We start from the raw sequence: 14,033 nt of genomic DNA, 5'->3' as shown, positions 1-14,033 counted from the left end.
GATAATAGTGATTGTGATGAGCGGTGCGGGTGTGTTGGCGCACATCCGCACCGCGCTAAATACCTGGATATATCATCAGTAAATACAGGGAAAGTCCAGCTAAAAATAGAATAAAATGGTCAGTTCCTGGAATGATTTAAATATATTTATGTGAGTTATGATTGGCGTGAAATAATAAAAGGCGCACCGGAAAGGTGCGCCAGAAAATAATGATCAGGATTTTTTACGCGAGGCTTTTTTACCTCCGCTGGCTGCGCGTTCAGCTTTGATTTTTTCCAGCAACGCGGCGGCGCTGTTTTCTCCGCTGATTAATTCCGGGTTTTCGGCCCGCCACTGGGCGGTGAGTTCACCACGGAACGCTTTTGCCAGGATGGATTGCGTCAGGTTGTTAACGCGGGCTAAGGCGTTGTTGACCTGTTTTTCTATGGTGTCTGCGTAGGCGAAGAGCTGCTCGACGCGGCGAACGATTTCGTGTTGTTCGGGGAGTGGAGGAACAGTTATTGGGTATGCAATTAATTTCTGTGCATTAATATTTGATTGACTGACCCCATCAGATTTTACTGAGTAGCAATATTGCCTCCCCAAAATGCTATTTAAATGGTAGTTAAGATAGTCAGGGTTTAAATCAGGTAAACATTGAACCCTAATCAAATAACCTGCATAAATAGCTGGTTGCTCTGATTTATATATGGCTGTTTTCCCGACAAGTTCAGGACTATTTGTACGATTGAATAATACATCATTGTACTCAAGTTTATACTTTTCAATTTCTATGGTATCTGAAGTATAGACTAGATCCGTCCAGTCCAATTTTCCGCCCTGAAGATTGCCCATTCTTAATACAGGAATGAGTCCTTCTTTATTAGACTTAGATGACGTTCCATAACTTGGTTTTTTTATAAATTCCCCAAGTTTGCCTTCTATCCACCCAGACAGGCTCGAATTATCTCTCCAGTCTTCAGTTAGTTTTCCACTTACCGCTGCACCCAGCACCGCCTGACGAAAACGTTTCAGGATTTGTGGGATTTGCTCAAGACGTGCTTTGGTGCTCTCTACCTGCGCCAGCAGCGTATCGAGTTTTTCAGCGATGATTTTTTGTTCTGAAATTGGAGGAAGTTGTATTTCCCAAGCCTCCATTCCAGCTTTGGTAATATGTGGCATTGCCACGCCGTGAGCCGATGCTTTAAGTGCCTCTGTAATATTCAATAATGCATAATAAGCAAATTGCTTATTAAGTGCAGGGGATGTTTCAATCTTCCAAATATGGTAGTGATAAATTAGTTTATGATCCCACTTCGACCAATATGGACCAAATGTTGCTGACCAAGCATATAGGAGATCATTTTTATAGCAATATTTATCTTCCTGTAGCTCTAAGTTGGAATAAAACCATTTATTCCCTCCATTCAAATTTTGAATTCTGAGAATAGGAACACCTTCTGTGAGCATTTCTTCTTTCTTATATGCTCTGCCATTGATGAGGGTCAAAACATCACCCAACTGGCATATTTGCCAATTTTTACTCATTCCTTCACCCCACCAAACGCTTCTTCCAGCAACTGACGCTGTGCATCCGCCTCATCGCTCGCCCCCAGTTCACGCATCAGCGCATCCAGTTCACCCAGCGCCTGTACCAGTTCGCCCATCGCTTCTGCCGCTAATACATCCGGCTCCGGCAGGTTGTCGGCGTCAATGCTGTCTTTATCTTTCAGCCAGGAGATATCCAGCGAATCGGATTTCGCGGAGCGGATCCACTCGCGGCTGAACTTGCGCCAGCGGCTGGTAGCCAGATGCTGATCGGTATTTTTGTTCTCTTCGCTGTCGGCAACTTCCGTCTCTTCGGCGTTAAAACTCCATTCCCCTTCAGTACGCGGGCTTAAGCCGTGGGGATCTTCGCCATACACGCGCTCAAACGGCTGCAAATGCTCGTCGGTAAACGGCGTGCGTTTACCAAAGCTCGGCATATTGGTCCGCAGGTCGTACACCCACACGTCGTCGGTGCAGTTCTTATCCTGATGCGGGTTCGCCACTGTGCCTTTGGTAAAGAACAGCACGTTGGTCTTCACGCCCTGCGCGTAAAAAATACCGGTCGGCAGACGCAGAATGGTGTGCAGATGACACTTATCCATCAGGTCACGACGGATGTCGGTGCCTTTGCCGCCTTCAAACAACACGTTATCTGGCACCACCACCGCCGCACGACCGCCGGGATGCAGCGTTTCGATAATATGCTGCATAAAGCACAGCTGTTTGTTGCTGGTCGGGTGAACAAAGGTGCGGGTAATGTTGGTGCCTGCGGCGCTGCCAAACGGCGGGTTAGTGGCGACAATATGCGCCTTCGGCAGGTTTTCACCGTCGCTGCCCAGGGTGTTGCCCAGACGGATTGCGCCGCCGTGGTCGAGGTTGCCTTCAATATCGTGCAGCAGGCAGTTCATCAGCGCCAGACGACGGGTGCCGGGCACCAGTTCGAGGCCGATAAACGCGCGGTGGATCTGGAAATCCTGTGTGTCGCCATCAAGGTCGTCCAGATCGTTAGTCTGCGACTTAACGTAGCGGTCGGCTTCAATCAAAAAGCCCGCCGTACCCGCTGCCGGGTCCTGCACCACTTCACGCGGCTGCGGTTTCAGCAGATGAATAATGGTTTTAATCAGCGGACGCGGGGTGAAGTACTGGCCCGCGCCAGACTTGGTTTCGTTCGCGTTCTTCTGCAACAGCCCTTCGTACATATCGCCGAAGTCATCGCGCGACTTACCGTGCGCACCGTTGTACCAGTCCAGTGAATCCATATTGCTGACCAGTTCGGTCAACTGTTTTGGCTGGGTAATGGTGGTGTTGACGTTCTGGAACACCGCCTGCACCAGCTTTTGATTGTCGGCGCCCAGATGTACCAGCAGGTTACGGTAGAACTGCAACTGCTCCTGACCGATACGGGATTTCAGGTCGTCCCAGCGGTAGCCTTCCGGCAGGTATTCCGCTTCCTGTCTGGTTTCTTTACACATTTTCAAAAACAGCAGCGAGGCGAGTTCATTGACGTAGTTTTGATAGGAAACGCCGCCATCGCGCAGGTTGTCGCACAGCTTCCACAGCTTGGCGACCAGATCGTTATTGTTCATTGTGAGTTCCGTAAATTAAGCAGCGGCCCAAATTTATTGGGCCGCATAAGAATAAATTGCCGAGGGTAATATACACAAAATCATTCAGGTTGCATCAAGGCGGCAAGTGAGTGAATCCCCGGGAGCGTACAGAAGTACGTGACCGGGGTGAACGAGCGCAGCCAACGCAGAGGCAGCCTGAAGGATGAAGTGTATACGTGTCAGGCCAGCTCGTCCCAGATATAATCGCTGAATTTATCGAGCAGGTTGTCGAGATTATCGTCAAAGGTTCTTTGCAGCATCGCCTTCCCGCCGCGACGGTGGAAGTTGCCGGTTTTGAAGACATCGTCGTCGAGCACCACTTTCTCTTTCAGCGCCTGTGCTAAACGATCGAGCCAGCTTAATTGCTCGCTGCTCCAGTCGTTTTCGCCCTTGATGCGCGTCAGCGCGTGATCGACACGTTCCTCAAACGGTTTCAGCGCATCGCCCACCGCAGCGCGGCGAATATGTCCAATCAACCGGGCGGCAATATCTTCATTACGCGTCTCTTTCCACGCTTTGCGCAGGGAAGATTCCTCAAAGTGCTGGCGGTCAAACCACTCCTGGAGTTCGACCAGCCCTTTACGGGTGAGATCGCGCGGGCGATTGATCACCGCCTGCAATGCCGGTTGCGCGTTCGGGGAACGTTGCACCAGCGAGTCAAAGGCTTCGAGGAAATCCTGCGGCGTGTCGTAATCACCGTACAGCGATTTTACGCTCAACACTTCATCGTCGATATCGAGGAAGATCGGCGCATCATTCAGGTTATTGATATCAGTTTTCAGCTTTTCCAGGCGGGCGATAAAGCCAGGCAGCTTGTTAAAGACTTCGGCGCTCCAGTGCGGCCCTTTTTCCCGCAGGCGCGAGGCGAAGCCGTTAAAGCCCACCCCCGCCGCGTCCTGGCATAGCTCATCCAGACGACGCACCTGTTTATCTATCGTTTCGCTGCGGTCACGGTTAAACGTGGCCAGGCCGATGATGCGCTGGAGCTTCGCCACCAGTTGTTCATGGCTGTGCTCGGCAAAACTGCGGCCATCCGCTTCGGTGATTTTATAGGTTTCTGAATCGGTAATTTCGTTGACCAGCGTTTGCAGCTCCACCTTAGGACGCACCACCACCGGACGCATGGTGTCGACGCTCTCCAGCGTGCTGTATATATCGACGCAGTCGAAAATCTTAAAGCTGGTTTTATTCACGTCCGGGCACAAGCGCGTGGCGCGGCCTTTCATCTGCTCGTACAGAATACGGCTGCGTACTTTACGCAGGAACACGATGTTACAGATCGACGGAATATCGACGCCGGTCGTCAGCAGGTCGACGGTTACCACAATATTGGGCAGCCGCTCTTTATTGAAGCGGGTGATCATGGTCTGCACTTTGCGCGCGTCTTTATCGGCATCACCGGTGATCTTGATTATCGCGTCGTGCTCCAGTTGCGGATACTTTTTCTTGAACGCGGTACGCAACTCTTCCACCACCATATCGGCATGGGCATTGGTGACGCAGAAGACCAGCGTTTTTTGCGACCCGGTCGGGTCAAGGTAGTTGGTGAGTTCGTTACAGACGGCGCGGTTAAACGCCGGGATCACCAGGCCACGGTTAAAGTCGGCGACCTCAAAATCCTGATCGTCTTCCAGGGTGTCGTTGATTACTTCCCCCTGCGGGCTGATGCGCTCTACCTGTTCGCCTTTGGAGAGATAAACACCCTCCTGTGCGTTGCGGGTGGTGATCTGAATTGGTGGATCCTGGTCGATCAGAAAACCGTCGATAACCGCGGTACGGTAGGTATAACGGTAAACCGGCTCGCCGAAAATCTGCACCGTATGCAACGCCGGGGTGGCGGTGAGGGCGATTTTTATCGCATCGAAGTGATCGAGAATGCGACGGTAGGCAGAGACATAATCCAGCTGGCTGCGGAACTGTAGTTCGCCTTCGGTCTGCTCTTTATCGAGAATATAGCCGCGATGCGCTTCATCGACGACGATACAGTCGTAACGGGCCACCGGCATCGGTTCATCTGATTGCAGGGTGCGTTTCACCAGCGACTGTACGGTGGCAACGTGAATTTTGGTGCTGTCTTCCGGGAATTTATCCGTCAGCCCTTTAATGTCGAAAATGCTGTTGAAGGTGTCGCCGTTAATACGCGTATCTTCAAACGCCCCCAGCGCCTGCTCGCCAAGAGAACGGCGATCCACAAGGAAGAGAATGCGTTTAAAACGCTGGGACTGGATCAGGCGGAACATCATGGCAATTGCGGTGCGGGTTTTACCGGTACCGGTCGCCATCGCCAGCAGGATCTCTTGTTGACCCTTGACGATTGCCTTTTCCACCGCGCGGACGGCATCTTCCTGATAATAACGCAGGCCCAGCTCGCTCATGCCGGGATTATCGGCAAACCACTGATTCTGTTTTTGCGGTTCGCTGCCGAGCATTTCCAGCAGCTCTTCCGGGCGATGCCACTCGGGTAAGGCTTTCGACATATTGCGGGTATCACGCACGTCGCGATACCAGATGCCACTTTTAGTCTTCATTGCTGCGCGGTATTCGCGCCCGTTGGTGGAGTAGCAGAAGGGGATTTTAAACCGTTGTTGGCCGCTGGAGTCCTGCCAGCTAGTTTCATACTCCGGCACCGCTTCATGCACTTCATCCGGTGAGTAGTGCTCAAGCAAGGTTTCCCGCAGGAAGCCATTATCGAAGCATTTACTGTAGCGATACGACTCATTGAGCTTGCCGGGAACGTCGATATTTTTACGTTTCGCCTCTACCACCGCGATGGGTTTGAGGCCGACAAACAGCACATAATCCGCAAAGCCCTGTTTACCCGTTTCATCTTTCCCGGTCGGCCATTCGGCAATGGCTTTATTGACGCCGGGTTCCGGGCGCGCGCCTTTGGAGAAGCGCAGGGTTTTGCTATCGGCCTGCCAGCCTGCTTTACGCAGTTGCGCATCAATCAGGAAGCGGCTCTCTTCTTCGCTAAGGTTGAGTGTGCGCTTGATGGCCTGATCGGTAATTTCTTTGTGGTAAGCCTTACGTTCCTGTTCAGTCTGTTTGGCCAGTTCCGCGTTCTTCTCGGCGAGCTGTGCTTCCAGCGCCGCAAGGCGAGCCTGGGTTTGCGCTTCTGTTTCCTGCTGTTTGCCTTCCAGAATAGCGATATAGCCGTTCAGGGCAACCAGCTTCTGCTGTTGCGCTTCGACTTCTGCCTGAGTCTGCGCTTTTTCTCGCACCTGCTGTTCAAGCTGTTGTTTTAGCGTCAGCACTTCCTGGTGATAGAGGTTCTCGCCACGTTCTGGTAACACAAACACCGGCACCGGGAAGTCATAATCTTTAGTGACCAGACGGTAGTACCAGACAGCCAGGCGGAACCCGAGTCGCAGGCACATCTGGGCATCGTCGAGATCGTTGTGATATTCGTGCACCGCCTGGTTACCAATGCGGCGTAATTTGTGAAATACAGAGAGAATGTTGTCATCAACGAAGGCGATTTTGCCGAGTTCGCGCAGGAGATCGTGTTGATTCTCACAAGGGGGGATGTTGAGTAACAGACCAAGATGTTTCGCTGTGGCTTCGCCAAACATACGCATTTTAATTAGCGTCGTGTTGGGATCATCCGGGTAGTTATTTTCCGCCGCACAGGCGATGGCATAAGTGAAGTCGTTGACGCCCTTCAGGAATTCGAAGTTGGATTTATTCATCATTGTTATTAATCCATTGCTGTGTGGGCCTGTCCAAATATTTAAGGCCCATAACGTCTTATCTTAGCTTTCTGTACCTTTCCGGACAATGACCGGAGTCACAGCAACTGACTCATTTCTAACGTGTTCGTCTATTTTGGTAGTGTTATAGTAGCCGAAAAACATCTACCTGATTCTGCAAGGATGTACTATGACGGTTCCTACCTATGACAAATTTATTGAACCTGTTCTGCGTTATCTGGCGACAAAACCGGAAGGTGCAGCCGCGCGTGATGTTCATGAGGCTGCCGCGGATGCATTAGGACTGGATGACAGCCAGCGAGCGAAAGTCATTACCAGCGGACAACTTGTTTATAAAAATCGTGCAGGCTGGGCACATGACCGTTTAAAACGTGCCGGGTTGTCGCAAAGTTTGTCGCGTGGCAAATGGTGCCTGACTCCTGCGGGTTTTGACTGGGTTGCGTCTCATCCCCAGCCAATGACGGAGCAGGAGACGAACCATCTGGCCTTCGATTTTGTGAATGTCAAACTTAAGTCACGGCCGGATGCCGTCGATTTAGATCCGAAAGCCGACTCTCCCGATCATGAAGAACTAGCAAAGAGCAGCCCGGACGATCGGTTAGATCAGGCGCTAAAAGAGCTTCGTGATGCGGTGGCTGATGAGGTTCTGGAAAACTTATTGCAGGTTTCTCCTTCGCGCTTTGAAGTCATTGTTCTGGATGTTTTGCATCGCCTGGGGTATGGCGGCCACCGTGATGATTTGCAGCGTGTTGGCGGTACTGGAGATGGTGGCATCGATGGTGTGATATCGCTTGATAAACTTGGCCTGGAGAAAGTTTATGTTCAGGCAAAACGTTGGCAGAACACTGTAGGCAGGCCAGAATTACAGGCATTTTACGGCGCACTGGCTGGGCAAAAGGCGAAACGTGGGGTGTTTATTACCACTTCTGGATTTACGTCTCAGGCGCGTGACTTTGCTCAATCCGTCGAGGGTATGGTGTTGGTTGATGGGGAACGCCTGGTGCACTTAATGATCGAAAACGAAGTAGGGGTTTCTTCACGTTTGTTGAAGGTGCCGAAACTGGATATGGACTATTTTGAGTGAAATATCAGGCCGGATGCGGCTGCGCCTTATCCGGCCCATAACCCCTTACTTCCTCAACCCCGCAAACGCCGCCCGAATCTCATCCTCCGGCAACTGAATCCCGATAAACACCATCGTGCTATGCGGTTTTTCATCGCCCCACGGTCTGTCCCAGTCGGCGCTGTAGAGGCGCTGGACGCCCTGGAACAGCAGGCGGTTAGCTTCGCCGTCAATCCACAGCATCCCTTTGTAACGCAGCAGTTTATCCGCCGATTCCAGCAGCAGGTTTTCCATCACGCGGGAAACTTCGCTGATATCTACCGGGTAATCCAGTTCCACCACAATCGACGAAATATCGTTTTGTTTATCCGCGATAAAGTGGAAACGCGGTTTGGTGCTGACGACGTTCTCTTCCAGCATAAAACCGTTGGTGTTGAACAGCAGGCCCAGGTCGATGTCGCCGTGGGTAACGGTGTAGACCGGTGCACGGGCGTTGATGCGCGCCAGGCGTTCGCGCAGTTTTTCTGCTTCGCCTGCGACGTCGGTTTTAGTCAGCAGAATACGGTCGGCGTAGCCAACCTGTGACTGGGCGATGGTGAACTGGTTCATCTGCTCATCGGCATGTACCGCATCCACCAGCGCAATCACGCCGTCCAGCAGGTAACGCTGGCATAAAATCTCATGGGAGAAAAAGGTCTGAATAATCGGGCCGGGATCGGCCATGCCGGTGCATTCAATGACCAGACGGTCGAACTGAATATTGCCCTTGTCGAGATTATCCAGCAGGTCGAGTAGCGCGTCCTCCAGCTCGTTGGAGCGCGAACAGCAGATGCAGCCGTTGGTCAGCGTTTTGATCTGCGTGGCGCGGTCACCAATCAGTTGATCATCAACGGAGACTTCGCCGAATTCGTTTTCAATCACGGCAATCTTGTAGCCGTGTTGTTCGTTAAGAATATGGCGCAGCAGGGTGGTTTTGCCCGCGCCTAAAAAACCGGTGAGTAGGGTAACTGCAATCGGGTTCATGCTCTCTCCATTAACAACAGCGCATACCGCCTTTACCATCGCCGCCGTAGCGCGCGTTCTGGCGTTCGCGGAAGAATTCTTCATAGCTCATGTACGGCTTGTCGGGATGGTTGGTCTTCATATGCTCGACGTAGTTGTCGTAGTCTGGAATGCCAATCAACATCTTCGCCGCCTGGCCGAGATATTTTTTTGCCTGTCCTAAGTTACCAAACATAGTTCACTCTGATAAGAACAAAGCCCCGCCGAAGCGGGGCTAAACACGGTTAGTGGTGCGAAGAGATCTTCACGCCGCCTTCCGGGATTGGAACGTACGGTGTTTCTTTGTCAGTACGTTTGTCGCTGTTACGCACCTTCAGCCAGGTTTTGAAACCGTAGAAGATGATGCTGTACACCACAATCAGGAACAGAATACTCAGGCCCGCGTTGGTGTAGTTGTTCACAACAATGTGGTTCATGTTGGCAATCTGCTGCGCCGTCAGGTCAGTACCGTTAGCAATCTTCTCTTTGTACTGGCTTGCCATGTAGAAGAAGCCTTCCATCTGTGGGTTGGTGCTGAACAGTTTCAGACCCAGTGCCCAGGTGGTGCAGATAAGCAGCCATACAGCCGGAACAACGGTAACCCAGATGTATTGGGTGCGCTTCATCTTAATCAGCACAACGGTGCCCAGTACCAGCGCCACGGCTGCCAGCATCTGGTTGGAGATACCGAACAGCGGCCACAGGCTCTTAACGCCGCCCAGCGGATCGACCACGCCCTGATACAGCAGGTAGCCCCACAGACCCACACAGCCCGCAGTACCGATGATACCGGCAACCAGAGAGTCGGTTTTTTTCAGGAACGGGATGAAGTTACCCAGCAGGTCTTGCAGCATAAAGCGGCCAGAACGGGTACCCGCATCCAGCGCGGTCAGGATGAACAGGGCTTCGAACAGAATACCGAAGTGATACCAGAAGCCCATGTCAGCCATCGGCAGCACTTTGTGGAACACATGAGCGATACCTACCGCCAGCGTCGGCGCACCACCTGCACGGTTCAGGACAGAAGGCTCACCAATGTCTTTCGCGGTTTGCAGGATCTGCTCTGGCGAAATCACGAAGCCCCAGGAGCTGACGGTTGCCGCCGCGTGTGCGGTAACGTCTTTCAGCTGCGCCATGATGATCGGCGCGTTCTCGCCACCCATTTCATGCAGGTTAGGCATGGTGATGCCAAGGCCAGCAGGCGGGGTATTCATCGCGAAGTAAAGACCCGGTTCGATGATGGACGCAGCAACCAGCGCCATAATCGCCACGAAGGACTCCATCAGCATTGCGCCGTAGCCAATGAAACGCGCGTCGGTTTCATTAGCCAGCAGTTTCGGCGTCGTACCGGAAGAGATCAGCGCGTGGAAGCCAGATACCGCACCACAGGCGATGGTGATGAACAGGAACGGGAACAGAGCGCCTTTCCACAGCGGGCCAGTACCGTCAATGTACTGGGTCATCGCAGGCATTTTCAGTTCCGGGTTCAGCACCACGATACCCAGCGCCAGGCCGACGATAACGCCGATTTTCAGGAAGGTTGCCAGATAGTCGCGCGGTGCGAGGATCAGCCACACCGGCAGCAGTGCGGAAACAAACGCATAGCCAATCAGCGCGAAGGTAATGGTGGTGTCTTTAAAGGTCAGTGCCGGACCCCAGTACGGATCGTGAGCAATCACGCCACCGAAGTAGATAGAGGCAACCAGCAGCACGATACCAATGACAGAGACTTCACCCACACGCCCCGGACGGATAAAGCGCATGTAGATACCCATAAACAGCGCAATCGGTACGGTTGAGCAAACGGTGAAAACACCCCACGGGCTTTCGGCCAGGGCTTTAACCACAATCAGCGCCAGGACGGCAAGGATGATGATCATGATTAAGAAACAGCCAAACAGCGCGATAGTCCCCGGTACTGGTCCCATCTCTTCTTTGATCATCTCACCGAGAGATGCGCCGTTACGGCGAGAGGAGATAAACAGCACCATAAAGTCCTGTACCGCACCGGCCAGTACTACCCCCGCCAGCAGCCACAGCGTGCCAGGTAGGTAGCCCATCTGCGCGGCGAGAACCGGACCAACCAGCGGACCAGCACCGGCGATAGCGGCGAAGTGGTGACCAAACAACACGTAACGGTTGGTCGGAACGTAGTTCAGACCGTCGTTGTTAATAACCGCAGGCGTCGCGCGCGTGGGGTCGAGTTTCATCACCTTCTGGGCGATGTACAAACTGTAGTAGCGATACGCCACCAGATACACCGACACAGAGGCGACCACGATCCACAGGGCGCTGACGTGCTCCCCCCGACGTAATGCAACTACCGCGAGGCAGAATGCACCGATGATTCCGAGAATCACCCAGGGTATGTGCTTGAATAGTTTTTTCGTATCCATAGTAAAACCTGGCATTTTACTCGTCGTCTTTTGGCTTACAGGTGCGGCAGCTGCGTTCGTTCACCTCTGACACTTACTGTTGTAAGCTCCCGGGGATTCACTCACTTGCTGCCTTCCTGCAAACCAAAATCCATAGAGTAATTTGTTAATCATAGGCCGAAGCCGTTCTAGGTTTGCGTTGCGTTTGAGGAGGTAAATTGACCGCTATCCTGCAGTGATGTTGCCAGAGATACGCGCGCGTAAAGTAAGGTAAATAACTGAGTGGTTATTTTAGGGATGTAAGCGGTCAGGAATGGCGGTGAGCGGTTGGGCAAGAATTATCATCGGGTGGATATGTGATTGAGATCACAATAAAAATGCCCCTTCGACGAATGCGTGAAGGGGCTGGAGCTTAAATCGCAGCTTCCATTTCCAGCATCACCGGATGGAAACGGCGTTTAAAGTAGATAAGTCCGTGACCTTCTGCACTGAGGATGATGTTTTTAATCTCCACCAGATACACCAGATGTGTGCCAATTGCCTGCACATCGCGGATCTCACCTTCAAGACTGGCCAGCGAACCTTTTAGCACCGGCTGCGCCAGCGGACCTTTTTGCCAGCATGAGAGGCTAAAACGCTCTTCCATCGCCATGCCTGTCATGCCCGCGAAGTGGCGTGCCATCAGTTCCTGCTCATGGTTGAGGACGTTGACGCACAACTTGCCGTTGCCCTGAAAAACCGGGTTCATCGCACTGTTGGCGTTAATGCACACCATCAGCGACGGTGGTGTATCCGTGACCGAGCAGACAGCCGTTGCCGTAATCCCGCATTGTCCGGTGTCGCCCTCGGTGGTGATAATATTTACCGCTGCCGACAGGCTGGCCATCGCGTCACGAAAGCGCAGGCGTTGTTCATCTAATTGCATCTTAACCTCCTGCTGCGTTATTTCAGCAGCTTATCCAGCATGTTGATATCGTCGTTGTTGTGCAGGTGCGGCACAGTCCAGCCGTTCTGGTCGTATTCCGACAGGCAGCGATCAACCATCGCCATCATCTTGTCCATATTGCCGGAGCTTTGTGCCTGGCGCAGACACTGCAGGCGAATCTCATCCTGGCTACCGGAGTAGTTGATTTCATACAGTTCGTGGCGACCACCAAACTCGCTGCCAATGGCGTCCCACATCAGTTTGAGGATCTTGATGCGCTGGACGTGATCCATACCATTCGAACCGCGCACATACTTCGCCAGATACTGGTCGATCTGCGGATTGTTCAGGTCACGGGCACTGGAAGGGAGGTAGATCAGGCCACTGGTAACGTTGCGTTCGATAATGTTTTTGATCTTCGCGTAGGCCATTGGTGCCAGTACGCGATAGGTTTGCAGTGCGGCATGATCCGGTAAATAAGCCCCGTTGACCCACGGCGTCGCTTCAGAACACATCGAGTCACTCAATGCCCAGAAGGTGTTGCGCCACGCCACCACTTCACCGAGATCGGCCTGCACACCACGGAACTCCAGGGTGCCGGTACATTCGAGTGATTTTTTCAGCAGTGCCGTAATGAAGTCGAGTTTCACTGCCAGGCGCACACAGGCTTGCAGCGGATACATACGGGCAAAACCGCCTTCCATCGTCCAGCGACGGCAGCGATCAAAATCGCGGTAGATCAGCACGTTTTCCCATGGGATCAGCACGTTATCCATCACCAGAATCGCATCATTCTCATCGAAGCGGCTGGAGAGCGGGTAGTCATACGGTGAGCCGGTAGCACCCGCGACCATCTCATAAGAGGCGCGGGAGATTAATTTCACGCCATCAGCATCCATTGGCGCAACGAACATCAGCGCGAAGTCCGGGTTTTCGCCCATTACTTGTGCCGAGCCGAAGCCAACCATGTTGTAGTGAGTCAGCGCCGAGTTGGTGGCAACCACTTTCGCACCGCTAACGATAATCCCGGCGTCAGTCTCTTTTTCCAGCTTGATGTAAACGTCTTTCACTTTATCGGTCGGCAAATGACGATCGATCGGTGGGTTAACAATCGCGTGGTTAAAGTAGAGGCCAGTTTCCTGAATACGGGTATACCAGTTACGGGCGTTCTGCTCGAACTGACCGTAAAAGCCCGGATTCGCGCCCAGTGCGCAACCGAAAGCAGCTTTGTAGTCTGGGGTACGGCCCATCCAGCCATAGCTCAGGCGTGACCACTCAGCGATGGCGTCGCGTTGCTGGCGCAGGTCGTCGGCACTTTTCGCCACGCGGAAGAATTTATGGGTATAGCCGCCGCTGCCGGTGTCGGTGTTCCAACACAGAGAGTCCTGCATCTCCGGTTTGTGCAGCGCGTCGTACAGTTGGGCAACAGACGCTGCCGCATTACGAAATGCCGGATGAGTAGTGACGTCTTTCACTCGCTCGCCATAGATATAGATCTCGCGACCATCCTGCAGGCTTTTCAGATACTCTTCCCCGGTGAACGGACGTTGGGTACTGGCGCGGAAATCTTCTGGTTTCATGTCGACCTCTACAGTATTAATCGGAATACGATTGTTAATTTTGTGTGTTGTTTTTGTTATTCAATTGAAGCTTGCAGGGGCGATTACGGGAAGAGACTTTTGGGACAATGGCTGGTACTTTTCAGGTCGGGTACGGTTTTGTGATCGAGGTCGCTTTTAGCGATTTTTGACGTTACTAAATCCCCTTGCTCCAGGCGGAGAAAGG

The 14,033-nt window shown here is 52.6% G+C and carries 9 protein-coding genes; 1 reads left to right on the top strand and 8 read right to left on the bottom strand.

Annotation, left to right across the window (positions count from 1 at the left end; genetic code table 11):
• Positions 1–213: 213 nt before the first annotated feature.
• From ACJHYD_RS07140 to hsdR, 3 genes are all read right to left on the bottom strand, one after another.
• The gene (locus tag ACJHYD_RS07140; protein ID WP_000042302.1) at positions 214–1,527 is read right to left on the bottom strand and encodes a restriction endonuclease subunit S; all 1,314 of its coding nucleotides are present in this window, start codon (positions 1,525–1,527) and stop codon (positions 214–216) included.
• The gene (hsdM, locus tag ACJHYD_RS07135; protein ID WP_001063214.1) at positions 1,524–3,113 is read right to left on the bottom strand and encodes a type I restriction-modification system methyltransferase; all 1,590 of its coding nucleotides are present in this window, start codon (positions 3,111–3,113) and stop codon (positions 1,524–1,526) included. The genes ACJHYD_RS07140 and hsdM overlap by 4 nt, the downstream gene beginning before the upstream one ends.
• Before the next feature lie 200 nt (positions 3,114–3,313).
• Positions 3,314–6,826, bottom strand: coding sequence for a type I restriction-modification system endonuclease (gene hsdR / locus ACJHYD_RS07130; protein ID WP_000981384.1), 3,513 nt, complete (start codon positions 6,824–6,826; stop codon positions 3,314–3,316).
• Positions 6,827–7,013: 187 nt separating this feature from the next.
• On the opposite strand from hsdR, the gene mrr reads away from it, so the two are divergent.
• The gene (gene mrr, locus ACJHYD_RS07125) at positions 7,014–7,928 is read left to right on the top strand and encodes an adenine/cytosine-specific restriction endonuclease Mrr (protein WP_000217934.1); all 915 of its coding nucleotides are present in this window, start codon (positions 7,014–7,016) and stop codon (positions 7,926–7,928) included.
• Between the two features lie 45 nt (positions 7,929–7,973).
• Here mrr and yjiA read toward each other — a convergent pair whose 3' ends face one another.
• The 5 genes from yjiA to hpaB all read right to left on the bottom strand — a co-directional run bounded on the left by yjiA (position 7,974) and on the right by hpaB (position 13,828).
• Entirely contained in the window at positions 7,974–8,930 is a 957-nt protein-coding gene (gene yjiA / locus ACJHYD_RS07120) for a GTPase (RefSeq protein ID WP_001309196.1), read from the bottom strand.
• A 10-nt stretch (positions 8,931–8,940) separates the two neighbouring features.
• Positions 8,941–9,144, bottom strand: coding sequence for a YbdD/YjiX family protein (locus ACJHYD_RS07115; protein WP_000467859.1), 204 nt, complete (start codon positions 9,142–9,144; stop codon positions 8,941–8,943).
• 49 nt (positions 9,145–9,193) lie between these two features.
• Positions 9,194–11,344: a pyruvate/proton symporter BtsT gene (gene btsT, locus ACJHYD_RS07110; protein WP_001309197.1), complete on the bottom strand. Its 2,151-nt coding sequence runs from the start codon at positions 11,342–11,344 to the stop codon at positions 9,194–9,196.
• Between the two features lie 391 nt (positions 11,345–11,735).
• Positions 11,736–12,248 (bottom strand): 4-hydroxyphenylacetate 3-monooxygenase reductase subunit, encoded by a 513-nt coding sequence (locus tag ACJHYD_RS07105; RefSeq protein WP_001175460.1) that lies wholly within the window; start codon positions 12,246–12,248, stop codon positions 11,736–11,738.
• Between the two features lie 17 nt (positions 12,249–12,265).
• Positions 12,266–13,828: a 4-hydroxyphenylacetate 3-monooxygenase, oxygenase component gene (gene hpaB / locus ACJHYD_RS07100; protein WP_000801481.1), complete on the bottom strand. Its 1,563-nt coding sequence runs from the start codon at positions 13,826–13,828 to the stop codon at positions 12,266–12,268.
• Between the last annotated feature and the right edge of the window lie 205 nt (positions 13,829–14,033).

This window comes from Escherichia sp. WS1368 (genome assembly GCF_046487485.1).
GTDB classification, from domain to species: Bacteria; Pseudomonadota; Gammaproteobacteria; order Enterobacterales; family Enterobacteriaceae; genus Escherichia; species Escherichia coli.
This window is presented reverse-complemented; position numbering and strand designations above follow the sequence as displayed.

Excerpts from the sequence above, each read along its gene's own strand:
- ACJHYD_RS07140 (WP_000042302.1), bottom strand. The coding sequence starts at position 1,527 with ATGAGTAAAAATTGGCAAATATGCCAGTTGGGTGATGTTTTGACCCTC.
- hsdM (WP_001063214.1), bottom strand. The coding sequence starts at position 3,113 with ATGAACAATAACGATCTGGTCGCCAAGCTGTGGAAGCTGTGCGACAAC.
- hsdR (WP_000981384.1), bottom strand. The coding sequence starts at position 6,826 with ATGATGAATAAATCCAACTTCGAATTCCTGAAGGGCGTCAACGACTTC.
- mrr (WP_000217934.1), top strand. The coding sequence starts at position 7,014 with ATGACGGTTCCTACCTATGACAAATTTATTGAACCTGTTCTGCGTTAT.
- yjiA (WP_001309196.1), bottom strand. The coding sequence starts at position 8,930 with ATGAACCCGATTGCAGTTACCCTACTCACCGGTTTTTTAGGCGCGGGC.
- ACJHYD_RS07115 (WP_000467859.1), bottom strand. The coding sequence starts at position 9,144 with ATGTTTGGTAACTTAGGACAGGCAAAAAAATATCTCGGCCAGGCGGCG.
- btsT (WP_001309197.1), bottom strand. The coding sequence starts at position 11,344 with ATGGATACGAAAAAACTATTCAAGCACATACCCTGGGTGATTCTCGGA.
- ACJHYD_RS07105 (WP_001175460.1), bottom strand. The coding sequence starts at position 12,248 with ATGCAATTAGATGAACAACGCCTGCGCTTTCGTGACGCGATGGCCAGC.
- hpaB (WP_000801481.1), bottom strand. The coding sequence starts at position 13,828 with ATGAAACCAGAAGATTTCCGCGCCAGTACCCAACGTCCGTTCACCGGG.